Raw genomic sequence first — 17,223 nt, forward strand, 5'->3', positions numbered from 1 at the left:
GGCGCGGTGCCCAAAACTGGCCTGTGGGCCGAATCCTAGTGCGTCAGCGTTCCTGCTGGCGGCGTCGGTTGTGCGATTTCGGCGGCCGCCTCGGATGTGTCGAGGCCGGCCTCTTCTGCCAACTCGCGCTCCGCCCTGTGCCAGTATTCTAGGTCGTTGCCCTCGGGCGATCCGGCCTCGACCCACAGGGCATAGGCCCGGTCGCGGATGGCGTCGTCTTGCAGCGTATTCATGATGGTCAATCCTCCAGCCCTAAGCACGGCGCCTTGTGGCGCCGCGCTCGGGGGAGAACGTCGTCCGGCCTTGCCGGTTGCGTAGAATTCAGAGGCGGGAGGCCACTTCTTCGAGCTGGGTAGCGCAGAGGCCCCAGCCTTCGTGGAAACCCATCTTCTTGTGGTTGGCGGCGTCCTCGGCAGTCCAGTGCCGCGCCACGGCGGTGTACTTGGTCTTGCCGTTGCCGCCATCCTCGAAGGTAAGGATGGCGGTGAAGAACGGCTTGCCCGACGGAGCCCAGTCCCCGACGAAAGCGTCGGTAAAGACCAGTTTTTCGTTCGGGACGATCTCCAGATACTGGCCGGGATTGGGGTATTCGGTGCCATTCTCGTCCGCCATGGTGACAACATTGGCGCCGCCAGGACGCAGGTCGATCTCGATCTTGGGTGTGGTCCACGGGCGGGGCGCGAACCACTGCTTCATCAGCTCGGGCTGCGTCCAGCACTGATAGACCTTTTCGCGCGGGACATTGAGCACGCGGGTCAGCACGAGGTCACGATCCGTATCCTGGGTGGGAAGGGTGGTGGTCATTTCGTTTCTCTCTCGGTCTTGGTGCAGTTCTATCCAAGCGACGAGCGAAGCATTCTGGCTTCGACAGGCCTTGTTCGCTTTTTTACATTTTTTCTGCGCGAAGCTTGGCAGCTGCCCGTCGAGCATGTTCTCTCTGCCCCTGTTTGAAAGAGGATTGCCGCTATGACCGACCCGCTGCCAGCCGTCACCGCGCCGCAAAGTCGTGCTGGCCGTGCCCTTATCGGCTGGTCTGTCGCGGCACTGGCCGAAGCCACCAACATGCCGCAGTCAGAAATCGAGCAGTTCGAGGCGGAAACGCTGCGGCCCGATAGCGATTGCCATCGCGCCATCCGCACGGCGCTGGAAGCCAACGGCGTGCTCTTCCTGCCCGAACAGGGTGGGGAGGGCGTCGGCGTGCGTCTCAAGTTTCCGCGTCAGACGGTCAAGCGCATTCAGACTTGGGAAGGGGAGGGCGGCGCCACCGGCGAAGACGATATCGTCTAGCGCCCCAGCGCGCTCAGCACGGGCCGCAGCTTGCCATCATTCTCGGCCAGCAGCCTCCGCGCGGCGTCAACGCCATCCGCTCCGGCGGCAAGCACTATTGCCACCTTGACTGCGCCGTGCGCCTGTTCCAGCGCCGCGGCGGCTTTCTGGTCATCCACAGCTCCGACCGCCATGACGATCCCCTTGGCGCGACCGCGTAGCTTCATATTGTCGGCGATCAGATTGACCATGAAGCCGTCATGCACATGTCCCAGATGGATCGCCATCATGGTCGACAGCATGTTGAGCGCGATCTTCTGCGCTGTTCCCGCACCCATACGGGTCGAGCCGGCGATCACCTCGGGTGGCGTCGCGAGGCACACCGCGACATCAACTTTGTCGAACAAGGGCGCGCCGTGATTGTTGGAAAGGCCCACCGTGCTCGCTCCTGCCGCGCGCGCTGCCTCAACAGCCGCCATGGGGTAGGGCGTGTAGCCGCTTGCGGTGAGCGCGATGACGCAATCGCCGGGGCCAACGCCCGCCGCCGCGATTTCCGCGCGCGCCGCGTCGGCGTCATCCTCGGGACCGCCCTCCATGTCGGTAAGCGCCGCGACCCCGCCGGCCAGCAGCACCTTGATGCGATCGCGTGCAATGCCATAGGTGCCTGGTATTTCGAGCGCGTCGGCCAGCGCCATCAAGCCTGAGCTACCGGCCGCGGCGTAGATCAGCCGATGGCCGCCCGCGATGCTCTTGGCCGCCAGTTCTGCCGCCGCCGCGATTTGCGGCACCGCGTGTTCCACAGCTTCGGCGGCTTCTACCTGGGCCCGGGCGAGAATCGACAAAGCCTCATTGGCCGGCAAGGTGTCGAAGCCCGCCGCGTGGACATGTGTCATCTCGGTTTGCGTTGCACTCATGCCAATACTCCAGTCATGGTAATGATGCCAAAAAAATACCACTTGTCTAGCCGGGCCAAGAAAGCCGTCCGCTCAGCATCGAGAGTTCTGCCAAAAAGCTCAGGAATCCCAGTCTGATACCCCTGTCGTGCATAATTTCACATTAGGGCTTGGTGAATGGTATTTTATTGGTATCATGTTGGTCGCGGGGGAAGGGTTGGAGAAATCGCGGATTTTTAGTGATATGCATCGCGGATCGGGGCTAGGGCGAAGCAAATGAGTAGGCTTTTCGAAAGGCTCCGCAGCAACCAGCCTACGCATGCGCAGCCGGGGGTAGAAGAGTGACCGACCTCTCCAACAGTTTTTTTGCCGATGGTCCGGTAGTGCTGCCGTCCGGCGGCCCGCTTTACCTGCAGCTCAAGCGCTGGATCGAGGACGCCATCCACAGGGGCGAGATCAACCCCGGCGACGCCCTGCCGTCCGAACGCGATCTTGCCACCAAGGTCGATGTCTCCCGCGTCACCGTTCGCAAGGCGGTGCTGCAATTGGTCAAGGACGGGGTGCTCGTGCAGCGCCACGGTTCGGGCACCTTCGTGGCCCCGTTGACCCAGCGCGTCGAACAATCGCTGTCCCAACTCACATCCTTTACCGAAGATATGGCACGCCGCGGCATGGCGGTGCGCGCTGAATGGCTCGATCGCGGCCTTTATCTGCCGTCGCCTGAAGAAACCGTCATTCTGGGCCTGTCATCGGGCGATCAGGTGGCGCGCATTTCGCGCCTGCGCCTCACCGGCGAAACGCCGCTCGCTATCGAGCGCGCCAGCCTTTCGGCTCGGGTCTTGCCCGATCCCAAGGCGATCGCCGACTCGCTCTACAAGCACCTCGATAAATCAGGCAATCGCCCGATCCGCGCCATTCAGCGCATAAGGGCGGCCAATCTCGACGAACAGGACGCCTTCCTGCTGCAAGTCCCGGTCGGATCGGCAGGCCTCAATATCGAGCGCACGTCCTATCTCGCCTCGGGGCGCGTCATCGAATTCACCCGCTCCATCTATCGGGGCGATACCTATGACTTTGTCGCCGAACTCAGGATCGGCGACTCTCCTTCCACTGGAGGCACCAAGACGTGACGAACCAGACCTATATGCGGCAAGAAGTCGAGGCTATTCCCAGCGTCGTCGCCACCTTCCTCGACAAAAGTGGCCCCGTACTCGATGCGGCCGCTGCCGCTTTGCGTGACCGCGATCCGCTGCTGGTTGCCACTGTCGCCCGCGGTTCGTCCGATCACGCCTGCTCCTACCTTAAATACGCTATCGAGTTGACCCTGGGCGTACCCGTCGCGTCCATCGGCCCATCGGTTGCATCCATCTACGGCAAGGATCTCAAGCTGCCGGGCAGCGCGGCCATCGCTATCTCGCAGTCGGGAAAATCGCCTGACATCGTCGGCATGGCCCAGTCGGTGCGCCGCTCCGGCGCGATCACCATCGCCATCACCAACACCGCCGACTCCCCGCTGGCCGCGGCGTCCGACTTCACCATCGACCTGCATGCCGGCATCGAGAAGAGCGTTGCGGCCACCAAGACGTTCGTGACCTCTGTCGTGGCCGGCCTCTCGCTGATCGCCCGCTGGAGTGGCGACCAGTCCCTCAGCACCGCCATCAGCGATCTTCCCAACTCGCTCGCTAAGGCCGTCGCATGCGACTGGTCCGAAATGATCGGCGCGCTCGATGGCCAGAACGCCCTCTACGTGCTCGGTCGAGGCCCCGGCTTCGCCATCGCCAATGAAGCGGCGTTGAAATTCAAGGAAACCTGCAACATCCAGGCCGAGTCCTATAGCGCTGCCGAGGTGATGCACGGCCCGGTCGCCATCGTAACTCCGGGCTATCCCGTGCTGGGGCTCGCGGCCCGCGACGCTGCCGAAGCCTCCGTGGCCGATATGGCGCACAAGCTGGCCGGGCAGGGCGCTCTCGCCTTCCTCACCAGCGATCGTCCTGGCGCTGCCAGGGCCTTGCCATTCGCGGCGACCGGCCATTCGGTCACCGATCCGCTGGCGCTGATCGTCTCCTTCTATGGCTTTGTCGAAGCGCTGTCCCGCCATCGCGGCTTCAACCCCGATGTGCCCCCAGCTCTCAAGAAGGTCACCGAAACGGTATGAGTGATCTCGTCGCCATTTCGGGTGCCCGCATCTTCGACGGGCACGACTGGCATGACGATGCCGCGCTGCTGGTCGAGTTCGGCCATGTCGCCGGCATCGTTCCGTCGAACGCGGTTCCAGCGAATGCTGAAACCGTCCATCTTGATGGCGGCATGGTCGTGCCCGGCTTCATCGATCTGCAAGTCAATGGCGGCGCCGGCATCCTGTTCAACAATGAGCCGACCGTCGAAGCGATCCGCGCCATCTGCGCCGTGCACGCCCAGTTCGGCACCACGGCACTGCTGCCGACGCTGATCACCGACACGGTCGAGGTCAACATCGCCGCCATCGCCGCCGGCAAGGCCGCGACCGAGCAAGCGGTGCCCGGCTTCATCGGCCTCCACCTCGAAGGCCCCCACCTGTCGCTGGCGCGCAAGGGGACGCATGATCCGGCACTGATCCGCCCGATGGACGACAGCGACCTCGCGCGTCTCATCGCCGCCCGCGCCGATCTGCCCAACCTGCTCTGCACCGTGGCCGCAGAAACCGTGACACCGCAACAGATCGCGGCTCTTTCGGGCGCCGGGATCACCGTCAGCATCGGCCACTCCGATGCCGGCACCGACACCACGCGCGCCGCCTTCGCATCGGGCGCCACCATGGCCACGCACCTGTTCAACGCCATGAGCCAGATCGGCAACCGCGAACCCGGCGTGGTCGGATCGGTGCTCACCACCGAGGGTGTCTTTGCCGGCCTCATCGCCGATGGCATCCATGTCCACCCGGCCTCGATCGAAATCGCCCTGCGCGCCAAGCAGGGCCCGGGCCGCATTTTCCTTGTGACTGACGCGATGTCGCAGACGGGTACGGATATCCAGACGCTGACGCTCAACGGCCGCACCATCACCCGCGCCGATGGCGCCCTGCGCCTGGCTGATGGCACGCTGGCCGGCGCCGATCTCGATATGATTGATGCCGTCGAGTTCATGCATACGACGATCGGCCTAAGCCTCGACGAGGCCGTCCGCATGGCCTCGCTCTATCCGGCCGAGGCGATGGGCATCCAGGCCGAATACGGCCACCTCGGCGCTGGAGCCTTTGCAAGCTTCGTGCATTTGTCCGATGAACGGCAGGTGCGGTCCACCTGGATCAACGGCAACAGGGCGTTTCAAGCTTAGCCGCCCCAACAGCGGAGTTTGAGCGATGAAGATTGGCGTTCTCGGCACCGGCGAAGTCGGTCAGGCTCTTGCGCGCAAGCTGGCTTCCGACGGCCATGACGTGCTGATGGGCGCTCGGTCCGCGACCAACGAAAAGGCTCAAGCCTTTGCTAGGGACACCGGCAATAAGGCGGGCGCTTTTGCCGATGCGATCCGGCATGGCGAGTGGCTTTTCGTCTGCGTGGACGGCGCCCATACCATCGAAACCCTTCGTTCTGCCGGGCCGGACGCGCTTGATGGCAAGATCGTCATCGACATCTCCAATCTGCCGGTCCCCGATCCCAGCGACAAGGGCTCGCTGGGCCTGACGGTTCAGCGCACCTTTCCAAACGCGCGCGTGGTCAAGACGCTCAACTGTGTCTCGGCCGAGCTTATGACCGATCCCGCCCGCCTGCCGGGCAATCACACGGTTTTCGTATCGAGCGACGACGCCGAAGCCAAGGCGGCCGTGGTCGACCTGCTCGCCGGTTTCGGCTGGAAATCCATCGTCGACCTCGGCGGCATTGCTTCTGCCCGCGGCCCCGAGCACTTCGTCGCGCTCTGGGTAGAGATCTATGGCGCGCTGGGCATCACCGACTTCAACTTCGCCTTCCTGCGCGGCCAGGGCTGAATTAGCCGCGCGCGATATAGGGCATGGTCGTCGCCATCACCGTCATGAACTGCACGTTGGCTGATAGCGGCAAGCCGGCCATATAGAGCAAGGCCTCCACCACATGCGCAACATCGAAAGTCGGTTCCGGCATAATCGTGCCATTGGCCTGCAGCGAGCCGCTATTCATGTGGCTGGTCATGTCGGTAGCGGCATTGCCGATATCGATCTGCCCGCAGGCGATGTTAAAGGCCCGGCCGTCAAGCGAGATCGCCTTGGTCAATCCGGTAATGCCATGCTTTGACGTCGTGTATGACGCGGCACCGGGCCGGGGCACATAGGCCGAGATCGAACCATTGTTGATGATCCGCCCGCCCTGCGGGCTCTGATCGCGCATGGCACGGAACGCCTCGCGCGCCACATAGAACGCGCCATTGAGGTTGGTATTGATCATTTCCTGCCAGGTCAGGACATCGAGATCACCAAACGACGTCGCCGGCGCAAACCGCCCGGCGTTGTTGAAGACGACATCGACGCGGCCATACCGCTCCTTCACGCCGGTGAAGAAATGCGCCACCGCCGTTGGGTCCGTCACGTCGCATTCGCCCCAGTAACCGCGCGTTTCGGCTGCCACGGCCTGCAACGCATCGGCGCGACGGCCACAGATCGCCACCTCATAGCCCGCCGCGGCGAAACCCAGCGCCGCCGACTTGCCGATCCCCGAGCTCCCGCCGGTGATTACGGCCACCTTACCCTTGTTCGCCATGCTTCCTCCAATTGTGGCGCCCCTGTTCGGACTGCCACCCTGATTCCCGATTCCGTCCACATTGCCACCACTCAAGCGCTCCGTGTGTGTCCCGGCCTTTTAGCGGGAAAACGGCCTGGCAGACGCTTTCCTGAAGCGCCAAACTGCCACTAAACCCTTCAAAAGCTGCGGAATTTAACGCTTCATTTAGCCGGGTTAACAGGTGGTTTCCATCTGTGTGCTGAATCTGCAACATCCGGTTCGCAACCATATTGCCTGCCCGGCAAAACGGCTTTTGCGCGATTGCGTCATTTTCCGTCATGCGTAGAGTGGGTCTTGCGAATCCATGCATGGGATCGTTTGTCGGTCGCAGCGCGACGGCAACACACTGCACCACGAATAGTGTGGTCGCGTTACGACAAACCTGCTGGGCAACCGGCACCAAGAATGACTGACTTTGGAGGTCAACTAATGAAACTCAAGAGCCTTATCCTCGGTTCTGTTGCTGCTGCCGGTCTCTCGACCGCTGGCTTCGCTGCCGATCTGGGCGTCCTCACCTCGCTGGACGTCTGCGACGAGCTGGGCCTGTCGGGCCTGACCATTTCGTCCGACACCAACTGCCTGCAGATCTCGGGCGGCGTCTCCTACGAATTCAACTGGGGCGATTTCCGCACCGAAGCCACCGTCGCTCGCACTCACGACAGCAACCGCGCTGTCTCGATCGGCAATGCTCCGACCGACTGGAACAGCAAGGTTGAAGCCTGGCTCAAGTTTGTTGGCACCGCTTCGTCGGACTTTGGTCCTGCCAAGGCTGTGATCAAGCTCAAGTCGATCGAATTCACCCGCGTTAACCGTGGCGAACTCGACGCCGTTGCTGGTGTGGACACTGTTGTCGACAACGATGGCGAACGCGATGGCGTCTACATCGATGAGGCTTACGTCTCGATCGGCGACTCGACCGTCATCATGGCTGGTAAGAAGGGTTCGATCGCGAACCTGGGCGACGACGAGCCCTTCAACTATCTCGGCCTGTTCGGCTCCGACGGTATCGACGGCAAGGGCGTTGGCATCGACGGTGACACCACCTATCTCGGCGGCCATGTCATCCAGGTCGTTTCTGATCTCGGCAACGGCGTTAGCGTCGGTGTTGGTCTCGAAAACCTGAACGGTAGCAGCGACCCGCTGCCGCTGTCGGCCGCAAATGCTCCCTTCACCCACGGCACGCTCGTTGGCGTTGTTAGCTACGCTGGCGAAAACCTCACCGCTCACCTGACTGGCGCTGCCTTCGGCATCCTCGACGGTACGGTTGAATCTTGGGCTGTGCATGCTGGTGCGACCGGCACGTTCGACGCCTTCAAGGTTCGTGGCGCTATCGCTTACTGGGATAACGTGAAGTTCAACGGCCAGACCGCTCTTGGCCGCAAGGGCATTGCTGCTGGCGTGTTCGGCGAGCAGGACCTCCTGAACGCCCTGGTCAGCGTCGAAGGCACCTTCGATTTGTTCAAGATCGCCCTGTCGGGTGAAGTTGCCAGCGTCTCTGGCGCTGTTAGCTACACCGACTTTGGTGTTGGTGGCTCGATCGGTGTGACCGTCACTGAAGGCGTGTCGATCAACCTCGGCGCTCGCTACTTCCAGGACGGCCTCGCTGTCGACGCTTCGGACGACACCTTCCAGGTTTCGGCTCAGCTCGTTGCTGCCGTCACCGAGACCCTCAAGGTCACCGGCGAAATCGGCGGTTACTTCGGCGATGCGGTCACCACCGCAACTGCCGGCGACAACATCTACTACGGCAACGTTGGTCTCGATTGGGCTCCTGGCGGCGGTTTCACCTCGTCCGTCAAGGGCGAAGTCAACAGCGAAAGCGCCTACAAGGTTACCTTCAAGGCTGCCAAGTCGTTCGAGTAATCCTCGGATCGTACTGCAATACGGAAAGGCCCGGCTCACGCCGGGCCTTTCTGATTTTGAGGACGCGGAACTGTGATTCGTCGCGATTCATCTGCACGCATGAAAATCGGGCGGCGACGGCCCGATTGATGCTTTAAAAACAACGGTTTACGGCTTCCATTTTCGTTTCCACACATCGCGAAATGCACTAGCGTTGGCCCAATTGCGGCATGGCATTGGGACGAGAATGATCAGGGACCTCCTCAAGTGGGTCGCGCCGGGACTGGCAACTGTCCTGGGCGGCACGGCATTGTTGCTGACCATGACTTCGGCGAATGTCGCCAGTGATGTTGGCGCTCAGGGCGCGTCTGCAATGCAGGGTGCCGGTTACGACTGGGCAGAATTGACTGTCGATGCCCGGGACGTGATCCTGTCGGGAACCACCACTGATCAGGAAATGGCCGATGCCGCCGTTTCTCGGCTGGCCAACCTGTCGGGCGTGCGAACAATTACGACGGACATCACGCTCGCCCCACTTTCTCGGCCATATTTGTTCGAGGCCCGGATTGACGACGGCGTCGTCAGCATAGCGGGCGGCGTACCCGATGAGCGTACGCGCCAATTGCTATTGTCTCGTGCCGGTCTCGAAGAGGGTGGGCTGGAGCTGCGCTCTGGCATGCCCGAACGTCGAACTTGGCTGGCGGGGGCGCAATATGCGGTCGACCAGCTGAGCCATTTCGATCAGGGTCAGGTGACCCTGTCCGATCTCACGCTCGAATTGACCGGTCGGGCCAAAAGTGAGCGCGATTTCCGCGATCTGCTCATCATCATGCGGGCAGGGGCCCCCAGTGGCGTGGCGCTCGGCTCCGTCGATATCCGCCCCGCTCTGGTTTCGCCCTACGAATGGAGCGCTTCGTCCGATGGCGCCCGGATCAGCGTCGAGGGCTTTGTGCCCGACGAAGCGCTGATCGAGCGATTGCGCAGCGCTGATGTTGCCGGCCTGCCGGTCGCCACCGGGCTGGCATTGGGTTCCGGCGAACCAGCCGGATTTGCCGAGCTTTCCCAAAAGCTTATCGAGCAACTCTCAAAACTTGAATACGGAGCGGCCACGATCACCGACGGCCAGAGTTCGCTCACCGGAGCGCCTCCAACTGCCGAAATCGCCGATGACATCGTGGCCCAACTTGAGTCTTCGGGCTCGATTGTCGTACTCGATCCGCCACGCATCTCAGACTATTGGACCAGCGCCACCCGCCAGCCGGGCGGATTGACGATTTTCGACGGCTACGCCCCCGACGAAGCGACGCGTGAGGCACTGGGTCAGCGAGCAGGGGCTGATATCTCCTGGCTCAAGCTCGGACGCGGGGCCCCGGAACGTTACCAGTCCGCCATGGATTTCGGGCTCGCTGCACTCGAGCGCATGAGCGAAGGTCGCTTCGCTTTGCGCGACAATGTGCTGACGCTCAGCGGCGTTGCGCGTTCGGGCGCGGACTACGAGGCCCTCGTCGCTGAGATGGCAGCGAGCGCGCCCCAAGGCCTTGTGCTGGTGCGCGCCGAGATATCGGCGCCCCGCGCTGCGCAATACAATTGGACCGCGACCAAGGATACGGCCGGCGTCATTTCGCTCTCCGGCATGGTCCCGAGCCCAACGGTCGAGGCAACACTGCTCGCGGCGGCGGGGCCGTCGGCCAGCGAGAACTTGACCTATGCGTCGGGTGAACCGAGCAATTTCGTGGCTGCAGCGCAGACTGGGATCGGCCTGCTGCAATGGCTGAGCGACGGCAAGGTGGTCTATGACGGCACGGGTTGGACTGTGACGGGCAACGCCAAGTCGGCGATCGACAAGGGCGCGATCGACGCCGATTTCGTCACCCGCCAGCTCGCTGCGGCGGGCTGGTCCATGGCCGTCGCTGAACCAATTCCCGCAATTCCGCAAGTGTCGCCATACATCTGGTCCGTCAGCAAGACAGCCGATGGAGCTATAGTCCTGAACGGTCATGCCCCGACCGCTGGCTTTCAGCGCTTCGCCGCAATCCATGCCGGCGATAAGGTTACGGACAGAACCAGCCTGGGCGCCGGGGCGCCGGAAGGCTTCATCGCCGCGGCGACCGCGGCACTCGATGCCGTACTGGCCCTCGAAGCCGGCTCGGCCCGGTTCGATGGCACAAGCTGGTCGATTTCCGGCGCGGCGCCCTCAATGGAAGCGCGCGGCGCCACCCTGGCCGCGCTGGCCAGCACCACCGACAGCTCCAGCTGGTCCATCGCCGTCGAAGCGCCCGAGCCGGTGCCGGCAGCCACGACGCCTTATGTCTGGTCCGCCACCAAGTCAGCCGACGGCCAGGTCACCCTGACGGGCCTGGTTCCGGCGGCGGCATTACAGCGCTTCCTGGCCGTGCGAGCCGGGGAGGGCGCGATCGATGAAACCGCAGTCGATCCGACTGCGCCGGAGAACTTCGCCACCGACGTTCTCGCGGCCATCGATGCGCTCGCCGGTGTCACCGAGGGCGCTGCCCGGTTCGACGGCAGCCAATGGAGCCTCGAGGGCAAGCTGCGCGACGCCGATAGCGCTGCCACGATCGATACCGCCCTGGCCGCCGCGACGACGCCAGCCGACGCCTGGCTGCTGACATTGATCACCCCGCCACCTGCGCCAGGGGCCGCCGTAGTCACCGAACAGCCGGCTGAGCCGCCCGCGCTCGAACCCGCGTCCATCGATCCGGCTTACGCCTTCTCGGCCAGCCGCTTGCCCGATGGCACGGTGATTCTCAGCGGGCAGGTTCCCGCCGATCCGGCGATGCGCTATCTCGGCGCCATCACCAATGGTGACACCGCCGCTGTGAGCATTGCGCAGGGCGCACCAGAGAACTTCCTGCCGAGTGCCGAAGCCGGTCTGCGGGCGCTGATGCAGTTGACCGAAGGCCAGCTCGATTTCGCATCGGGCGCCTGGAGCCTCAAGGGTATTGCCGCCGACGAGGCCGTTCGCGACGCGGTGGTTGCGGCCGTGGCGGCGAATCCCGAAGGCAATAGCTGGAGCCTCACCGTCGACGTGCCGCCACCCGCGCCGGAGCCAGCCGTGGCCGCCGTCGCGACGACCGCCGCCCCGCCATCCGAGCCGGTCGCCGCCGTGGATATTGCGGCATGCCAGGCGCCATTGGCGGACTTCTCGGCCCGCAACGCCATCCTGTTCCAGTCTGGCCGCGCCATCATCGCCGCCGAGTCCGATCCGGCTTTGGCCGAGCTGGCCACCGATCTGTCGGCCTGTCCGGATGCCGTCGTGCATATCGAGGGCCACACCGATGCCGATGGCGACGAGCAGCTGAATCTGGCGCTTTCGGTGGCACGCGCCGAGGCCGTCGTCGAGGCGTTGGTGCAACGCGGCGTGACGCCGGCCCGGCTCTATGCCGTCGGCTACGGCGAGTCCAGGCCCATCGCCGATAACGAAAGCGCAGAAGGAAAGCGGCTGAACCGGCGCATCGTGGTGACGGTGACGGGCGAGCATTACTGACCGGCGCTAAACGGGGGGAGGGGGCGTTGGTGATGAGCTGGAATGGGGTGGTCTTTTTGCTGGGCTACTACTGGCCCTACCTGGCCGGTGTCGGCGTGATTGGCCTCATCGTTGGCTGGCGCAGCTTTGCGCCGCCAAAGGCCTGAGGACCTGGGCGTGACCAACCTGGCGCATATCTGCGAAACGGCCGTACTGGTACTGGTGGCCTATCTGGCCGGCTGCGTGCTCGGCTATGTCGCGCACCGTGTTCTGCATGCGGCGCGCGGTACCCGCAACGTTCCGGCCACACTGGTCACAGCCGCTCCCGCCACAACGGCCCCGCCGGCGCGTCCGCGGTCGCCCGCGGCACGGTTGGCCGCAACCGCATCCGCCGATGAGCCTGCTCCATTGCCGGCCGTCGCTTCGGCAAAGCCAGTATCTAAGCCGGTCGAGCCCAAACCGGCGGCGCTGGCCGCGCCGCTTGGCGGGCAGGCCGATAATCTCAAGCAAATCAAGGGCATTGGCCCCAAGATCGAGACATCGCTCAATGCCATGGGCGTCTATCACCTCGACCAGATTGCCCGCTGGACCAGGGCCAATGCCGATTGGGTCGATGGCCAATTGGCTTTCAAGGGCCGCATCCGGCGCGAGCGCTGGGTCGAGCAGGCCATCGAGCTGAGCAAAGTGAAGGCTTGATATCTCGCCGGGGTGGCCGGCGATGGACGAAGTCGTTCTTCCGGCCGGGTCATTCCCGCGAAAGCGGGAACCTACCTTTTGATGCATGGAAGCAAACAGGGCTTCCCGCTTTCGCCGGAATGACCCGGCGGGTTGGATGCTGGTGAGGTTCATCGAACGCGACGTGCTTTAGACCCACACCAGCCCCTACGCCGCTTTGCCGAGCAACCTGGTGCTGGTGCCGATCACGAATTCTGCCACCGCTTCGATTTCCTCGCGCTGGTCAAACAGTGCAGGCGAGCCTTGCCCGGCAATTGTCAGCGCCGTCGCGTCGGGTCGGCGTCGCACCATTTCATCGAAGGTTTCGCGCCGAAGCTGGTCGGTCAGTTGCGTCCGCAGCAGCATCAGCGGCGCGCAGGTCAGCGCATCGAACAGCGGCCATTGCGGGGTCAGCACATCGTCGAAATTGATGCTCGCCAGGGCTGCGATCAGGCGCTGATCGTAAAGTGGCCGGGCGCGGCCTCGTTTGTCGAGATAGTGGCTGCGCCCCATCAGCGCCGCGAGCCGGTCATCGGGCAGGCCCGGATAATTGCCGGCGAGAATTTGGCGGAAGCCCGCATTGGTCACCTTGGCGCCGCGCAGACCCTCCACATGCTGCAGATTATTGCGCAGCCGCACGATGCCGCGGGAATCCGTCACCGGGCCCGAATCCAGCAATACGGTTCCTGCAATCAGCAGCGGATGCGCCGTGGCCAATGCCATCGCCACCTGTCCGCCATGCCCCTGTCCGAGAATGATGGCGCGGCTGATGCCGAGCGCCGCCAATATCGAGGCGACGTCCCGTGCATCCGCCAATGAGCTGTAGTCCTCGGCCCGCAAGCGATCGTCGGCCCGTCCCCGACCGGGCAGATCGAGCAGCACCACCGGCCATTCCCCGCCGCCCATGCGTCGAAAATAGTCGGCGAAGGCAGTGAAGTCGCTCATATTGCGCTGATAGCCGGGAATGCAGACCACCGGCAGTCGCGCCTGCGACAATCGCCCGGCCACGTGCACGGCTGCGCGCAACCCTGCCGCCAGCGTGACCTGGGTAATTGGTAGGCCGGCGAAGGCGGCGTGGTCTGGGGGGCTGGTTCTGCTGCGGGCCATGCGTGCATTTTGAGGCAGCGGCGCCGCCGCCTCAAGCGATTCTACTCGATCGTGCGCAGGGCCTGCATCAACGTCAGCCGGCTGTCGCCTAATCGCTCCCGATAGACCAGATAATTGCCCAGCACGCGTTTCACATAGGTCCGGGTTTCCTGGAACGGGATCAGCTCCACCCAGATCACCGGATCGACATTGTCGGCGCGCGGGTCTCCATAGGCCCTGAGCCACTTGTCGGCATTGCCCGGGCCGGCATTGTAGGCTGCCGCCGCGAGCACCAGCGAGCCGTCATAGCGATCGAGCTGCTTGGCAAGGTAGGTCGAGCCCAGCAGGGCGTTATAGGCGGCGTCGCTCACCAGCCGATTGGGCGAATAGTCGACGCCCACTTGCCGCGCCACATCCTTGGCCGTGCCCGGCATCAATTGCATGATGCCGCGCGCACCCGCCACCGATACGGCATCGATCTGGAACATCGATTCCTGCCGGGCTACGGCATAGACGGCCGCGCGATCGGCGGCCAATTGGGCATTGACCGGAACACCATCCTTGGGGAAGCTGAACAGGTCCAGCGGCGTACCGCGTTGGTCGGCCGTGTTGGCAATGGCGATGGCAAGGTGATGCGCGCCGATCTCCTGCGCCAGCCGCGCCGCCAGCAGCAGGTCGCCGCCATTTGTCAGGCCACTGCCAAAATGGCTTAGCAACGGCGCTGCCATAGTCCCCTGGCCATTGGCAGCCAGCAGCCTGATTGCCTGCACCACCTGATTGCTGTCGAACAGGGTCTTGCTCTGCGTTCCGTCGGGCAGGGGGCGGATATTGACGCTGTCCTGGCCCAATTCCGCCCGCGCCAATTGCCCGTAATAGACCGTGCCATAGCGCGCCGCCGTCTCGAATGCCGCTCGTGCCGCGGGCTCATCCCCCAGCTTGCGATTGGCGCGCGCTAGCCAATAATTGGCCTGGCTGACGCTATCGGGCAGCGTCGCATAAGGTAGCATTGCCGTGAACTGGGCCTTGGCCGACGCCGCGTCATCAAGAAACGACAGCGCGATCCAGCCGGCGTGGAAATGCGCCTCCACCATGCGGCCGTCAGGCCCATTGCGGTAGCCGGCGGCGGCTTGGAAGGCGAGGGCGGGTTGGCCGGCATCGAGCAGCTTGCGCACCAGGGTGCGCCGCTCATACCACCACTCAGCGGCGTCAGGCAGCTCGTCAGGTGCCTTGTTCAGCCAATCAACCGCGCTCTGCCATAGCTCGAACTGCCGGGCCCGCTGCGCACGAGAGAAGATGAAGACCGGATTGGCCTGCATGCTCGGATCGACGCTGTCGAGCTTGGCCTTGGCGTCGGCATCATTGCGCGACACCGCGGCGCGCGCCACCACCAGCGATGCCTGTGCCTCGGTCAGGAACGGGATCAGCCGCTCGCTGCCACGGGCGCGGTCATGCATCATCAGGTGGATGGCGCGCTGCCAATGCGTGTCGCAATCGAGCAGCGTGCCCAATTTGGCGAGCACGGTCTTTTCTTGCGCCTCGGTCAGGAAGTTCTCGATCCACAGGCTGCGCGCCAGCTCAGTCGCCCGCGCATCATTGCCAGCCGCGACGTACGCCGCAGCCAGCATGATCTGGCCATCAACCGTGCTCGGCGTGGTGTCGCCCAACAGGCTCACGACAACAGTCGGCTCCGGCTCGGCTTCGGCAAGCGCCTGTTCGATCCGTGTCTGGTAGAGGCTGGCGGGCGCGAATTCCGGCGCATCCGCAGCGAAGCGCTGCACGGTCTGGTAGTCGATCTTGCCGCCATTGAAGTAGATGGCCGCCCACTGGATGGTTCGCCGCTCCACCGCATTTCCAAGCCCGCGAGCGGCCGCATAGGCCGCGACCGGGTCGCCGCCGACAAGGGTGGCCAGCGCGGCGCGAAACGGCGCCGAGCCCTCTTCACCGGTACCAGCCAACGCCACGTCCGGCTGCACCGAGCCGGTCGTTGTCATATCGACGGTGTCATTGGCCGGCGCAAACGAGAAGGGGGCAAAGCTAGCCAGTCCCAAAACCGCTGCGACGAAACCTGCCCGTAAGCGCTTCATCTGCCGTCCTGCTGGTATACAAGTCGTAGATCCGGCAAGGAGCCCCCACCTTGCGGTTAACCTATCGTTATCCCGGTCGGGTAAACATCTGGTTGCCGCTGGTGATCCGTGCCGGCCGTGGCAGCAACAAAGCGTTGTGGTGCTGCCCGATAGAAACTATGGTGCGGCCCGTTATTCGGCCTGCCAATCCGGCTATGCCATCCCGCCACGGCTGAACTGTGGCAACCTAACCTGAGGAAAATCCGACAAATGCTGCGAGGATCGATTACGGCGCTCATCACTCCCATGCTCAATGGGAACGTGGATGAGAAAGCCTTCGCCAGCTTTGTCGACTGGCAGATCGCCGAGGGCACGCACGGTCTGGTGCCGGTCGGCACCACGGGCGAAAGCCCCACTGTCAGCCACGAAGAGCATCGTCGCGTCGTCGAAATCTGCGTCGAAGTCGCCAACAAGCGCGTGCCTGTCATCGCCGGCGCGGGCTCGAACTCGACTGCCGAAGCGGTGTCGCTCGCCAAGTTCGCCGAGGAAACCGGTGCTGATGCCGTGCTTTCCGTCGTGCCCTACTACAACAAGCCCAGCCAGGAAGGGCTGTTCCAGCACTTCTCGGCTGTCGCCAAGGCCGTCGGTATTCCGGTCATCCTCTACAGCGTGCCCGGCCGCACCATTGCCGATCTGACCGTCGATACCATCGCGCGTCTGCACGAGGCTCACGCCAACATTATCGGCGTCAAGGACGCAACGGCTGATCTTGGCCGGGCCAGCCTGCAGCGAGCCAAGCTCGGCACCGACTTCATCCTGCTTTCGGGTGAAGACATCACCGCTCTCGGTTTCAATGCCCATGGCGGCAATGGCTGCATTTCGGTCACCGCCAACATCGCTCCGCGCCTCTGCTCACAGATGCAGGAGCTTTCCCTGGCCGGTGACTTCAAGGGCGCACTCGCCATCCAGGACAAGCTGGTGCATCTGCACAAGAACGTCTTCATCGAGCCCAGCCCGGCCCCCGTGAAATACGGCGCCAGCCGCCTCAACCTCTGTGCCAACGAACTGCGCCTGCCGCTCGTGCCGGCCACCAGAGCCGCCGAGGACGCGATGGACTTTGCAATGCGCCATGCAGGTCTTATCTAGAG

The 17,223-nt window shown here is 63.7% G+C and carries 15 protein-coding genes; 9 read left to right on the top strand and 6 right to left on the bottom strand.

The window, feature by feature from the left end:
- Positions 1-35: 35 nt before the first annotated feature.
- Together MF606_RS07385 and MF606_RS07390 are read right to left on the bottom strand one after the other, a co-directional pair.
- A complete protein-coding gene (locus tag MF606_RS07385; RefSeq protein ID WP_240233165.1) occupies positions 36-233 on the bottom strand; it encodes a DUF2934 domain-containing protein in 198 nt (65 codons plus the stop codon).
- 88 nt (positions 234-321) lie between these two features.
- Positions 322-804, bottom strand: a complete 483-nt coding sequence (locus MF606_RS07390) for an SRPBCC family protein (protein ID WP_240233166.1) — start codon at positions 802-804, stop codon at positions 322-324.
- A gap of 162 nt (positions 805-966) precedes the next feature.
- Here MF606_RS07390 and MF606_RS07395 point away from each other — a divergent pair, with 162 nt between their 5' ends.
- Entirely contained in the window at positions 967-1,287 is a 321-nt protein-coding gene (locus MF606_RS07395) for a helix-turn-helix domain-containing protein (RefSeq protein WP_240233167.1), read from the top strand.
- Here MF606_RS07395 and MF606_RS07400 read toward each other — a convergent pair.
- Complete coding sequence (locus MF606_RS07400; RefSeq protein WP_240233168.1) at positions 1,284-2,180, bottom strand: N-acetylmuramic acid 6-phosphate etherase; 897 nt, start codon at positions 2,178-2,180, stop codon at positions 1,284-1,286. The genes MF606_RS07395 and MF606_RS07400 overlap by 4 nt on opposite strands.
- 320 nt (positions 2,181-2,500) lie before the next feature.
- Here MF606_RS07400 and MF606_RS07405 point away from each other — a divergent pair, with 320 nt between their 5' ends.
- The 4 genes from MF606_RS07405 to MF606_RS07420 are packed head-to-tail and all read left to right on the top strand — an operon-like array spanning position 2,501 to position 6,120.
- Complete coding sequence (locus MF606_RS07405; protein ID WP_240233169.1) at positions 2,501-3,289, top strand: GntR family transcriptional regulator; 789 nt, start codon at positions 2,501-2,503, stop codon at positions 3,287-3,289.
- A 14-nt stretch (positions 3,290-3,303) separates the two neighbouring features.
- Positions 3,304-4,314, top strand: coding sequence for an SIS domain-containing protein (locus MF606_RS07410; RefSeq protein WP_240233801.1), 1,011 nt, complete (start codon positions 3,304-3,306; stop codon positions 4,312-4,314).
- Positions 4,311-5,471 carry an N-acetylglucosamine-6-phosphate deacetylase gene (gene nagA / locus MF606_RS07415; protein WP_240233170.1) on the top strand — a complete coding sequence of 387 codons (1,161 nt, stop codon included), beginning with the start codon at positions 4,311-4,313 and terminating at the stop codon, positions 5,469-5,471. Before MF606_RS07410 ends, nagA begins: the two co-directional genes overlap by 4 nt.
- A 25-nt stretch (positions 5,472-5,496) precedes the next feature.
- Positions 5,497-6,120: an NADPH-dependent F420 reductase gene (locus tag MF606_RS07420; RefSeq protein WP_240233171.1), complete on the top strand. Its 624-nt coding sequence runs from the start codon at positions 5,497-5,499 to the stop codon at positions 6,118-6,120.
- A 1-nt stretch (position 6,121) separates the two neighbouring features.
- Here MF606_RS07420 and MF606_RS07425 read toward each other — a convergent pair whose 3' ends face one another.
- Complete coding sequence (locus tag MF606_RS07425; protein WP_240233172.1) at positions 6,122-6,865, bottom strand: SDR family oxidoreductase; 744 nt, start codon at positions 6,863-6,865, stop codon at positions 6,122-6,124.
- A gap of 450 nt (positions 6,866-7,315) precedes the next feature.
- Between MF606_RS07425 and MF606_RS07430 the strand changes: the two genes are divergently transcribed.
- The 3 genes from MF606_RS07430 to MF606_RS07440 all read left to right on the top strand — a co-directional run bounded on the left by MF606_RS07430 (position 7,316) and on the right by MF606_RS07440 (position 12,908).
- A complete protein-coding gene (locus tag MF606_RS07430; RefSeq protein ID WP_240233173.1) occupies positions 7,316-8,749 on the top strand; it encodes a porin in 1,434 nt (477 codons plus the stop codon).
- Positions 8,750-8,975: 226 nt separating this feature from the next.
- The gene (locus tag MF606_RS07435; protein WP_240233174.1) at positions 8,976-12,233 is read left to right on the top strand and encodes an OmpA family protein; all 3,258 of its coding nucleotides are present in this window, start codon (positions 8,976-8,978) and stop codon (positions 12,231-12,233) included.
- A 156-nt stretch (positions 12,234-12,389) separates the two neighbouring features.
- Positions 12,390-12,908, top strand: a complete 519-nt coding sequence (locus MF606_RS07440) for a hypothetical protein (protein WP_240233175.1) — start codon at positions 12,390-12,392, stop codon at positions 12,906-12,908.
- A 186-nt stretch (positions 12,909-13,094) separates the two neighbouring features.
- Here MF606_RS07440 and MF606_RS07445 read toward each other — a convergent pair whose 3' ends face one another.
- Positions 13,095-14,033: an alpha/beta hydrolase gene (locus MF606_RS07445; RefSeq protein ID WP_240233176.1), complete on the bottom strand. Its 939-nt coding sequence runs from the start codon at positions 14,031-14,033 to the stop codon at positions 13,095-13,097.
- Positions 14,034-14,074: 41 nt separating this feature from the next.
- Positions 14,075-16,096: a lytic transglycosylase domain-containing protein gene (locus MF606_RS07450; RefSeq protein WP_240233177.1), complete on the bottom strand. Its 2,022-nt coding sequence runs from the start codon at positions 16,094-16,096 to the stop codon at positions 14,075-14,077.
- 249 nt (positions 16,097-16,345) lie between these two features.
- Between MF606_RS07450 and dapA the strand changes: the two genes are divergently transcribed.
- A complete protein-coding gene (gene dapA, locus MF606_RS07455; protein WP_240233178.1) occupies positions 16,346-17,221 on the top strand; it encodes a 4-hydroxy-tetrahydrodipicolinate synthase in 876 nt (291 codons plus the stop codon).
- The last annotated feature ends 2 nt before the right edge of the window (positions 17,222-17,223 follow it).

Source organism: Devosia lacusdianchii, assembly GCF_022429625.1.
Lineage (GTDB): Bacteria > Pseudomonadota > Alphaproteobacteria > Rhizobiales > Devosiaceae > Devosia > Devosia lacusdianchii.

What these genes read in the sequence shown, in the direction of transcription:
- MF606_RS07385 (WP_240233165.1), bottom strand. Translation starts at nt 233, where the DNA reads ATGAATACGCTGCAAGACGACGCCATCCGCGACCGGGCCTATGCCCTG.
- MF606_RS07390 (WP_240233166.1), bottom strand. Translation starts at nt 804, where the DNA reads ATGACCACCACCCTTCCCACCCAGGATACGGATCGTGACCTCGTGCTG.
- MF606_RS07395 (WP_240233167.1), top strand. Translation starts at nt 967, where the DNA reads ATGACCGACCCGCTGCCAGCCGTCACCGCGCCGCAAAGTCGTGCTGGC.
- MF606_RS07400 (WP_240233168.1), bottom strand. Translation starts at nt 2,180, where the DNA reads ATGAGTGCAACGCAAACCGAGATGACACATGTCCACGCGGCGGGCTTC.
- MF606_RS07410 (WP_240233801.1), top strand. Translation starts at nt 3,304, where the DNA reads ATGCGGCAAGAAGTCGAGGCTATTCCCAGCGTCGTCGCCACCTTCCTC.
- nagA (WP_240233170.1), top strand. Translation starts at nt 4,311, where the DNA reads ATGAGTGATCTCGTCGCCATTTCGGGTGCCCGCATCTTCGACGGGCAC.
- MF606_RS07420 (WP_240233171.1), top strand. Translation starts at nt 5,497, where the DNA reads ATGAAGATTGGCGTTCTCGGCACCGGCGAAGTCGGTCAGGCTCTTGCG.
- MF606_RS07425 (WP_240233172.1), bottom strand. Translation starts at nt 6,865, where the DNA reads ATGGCGAACAAGGGTAAGGTGGCCGTAATCACCGGCGGGAGCTCGGGG.
- MF606_RS07430 (WP_240233173.1), top strand. Translation starts at nt 7,316, where the DNA reads ATGAAACTCAAGAGCCTTATCCTCGGTTCTGTTGCTGCTGCCGGTCTC.
- MF606_RS07435 (WP_240233174.1), top strand. Translation starts at nt 8,976, where the DNA reads ATGATCAGGGACCTCCTCAAGTGGGTCGCGCCGGGACTGGCAACTGTC.
- MF606_RS07445 (WP_240233176.1), bottom strand. Translation starts at nt 14,033, where the DNA reads ATGGCCCGCAGCAGAACCAGCCCCCCAGACCACGCCGCCTTCGCCGGC.
- MF606_RS07450 (WP_240233177.1), bottom strand. Translation starts at nt 16,096, where the DNA reads ATGAAGCGCTTACGGGCAGGTTTCGTCGCAGCGGTTTTGGGACTGGCT.
- dapA (WP_240233178.1), top strand. Translation starts at nt 16,346, where the DNA reads ATGCTGCGAGGATCGATTACGGCGCTCATCACTCCCATGCTCAATGGG.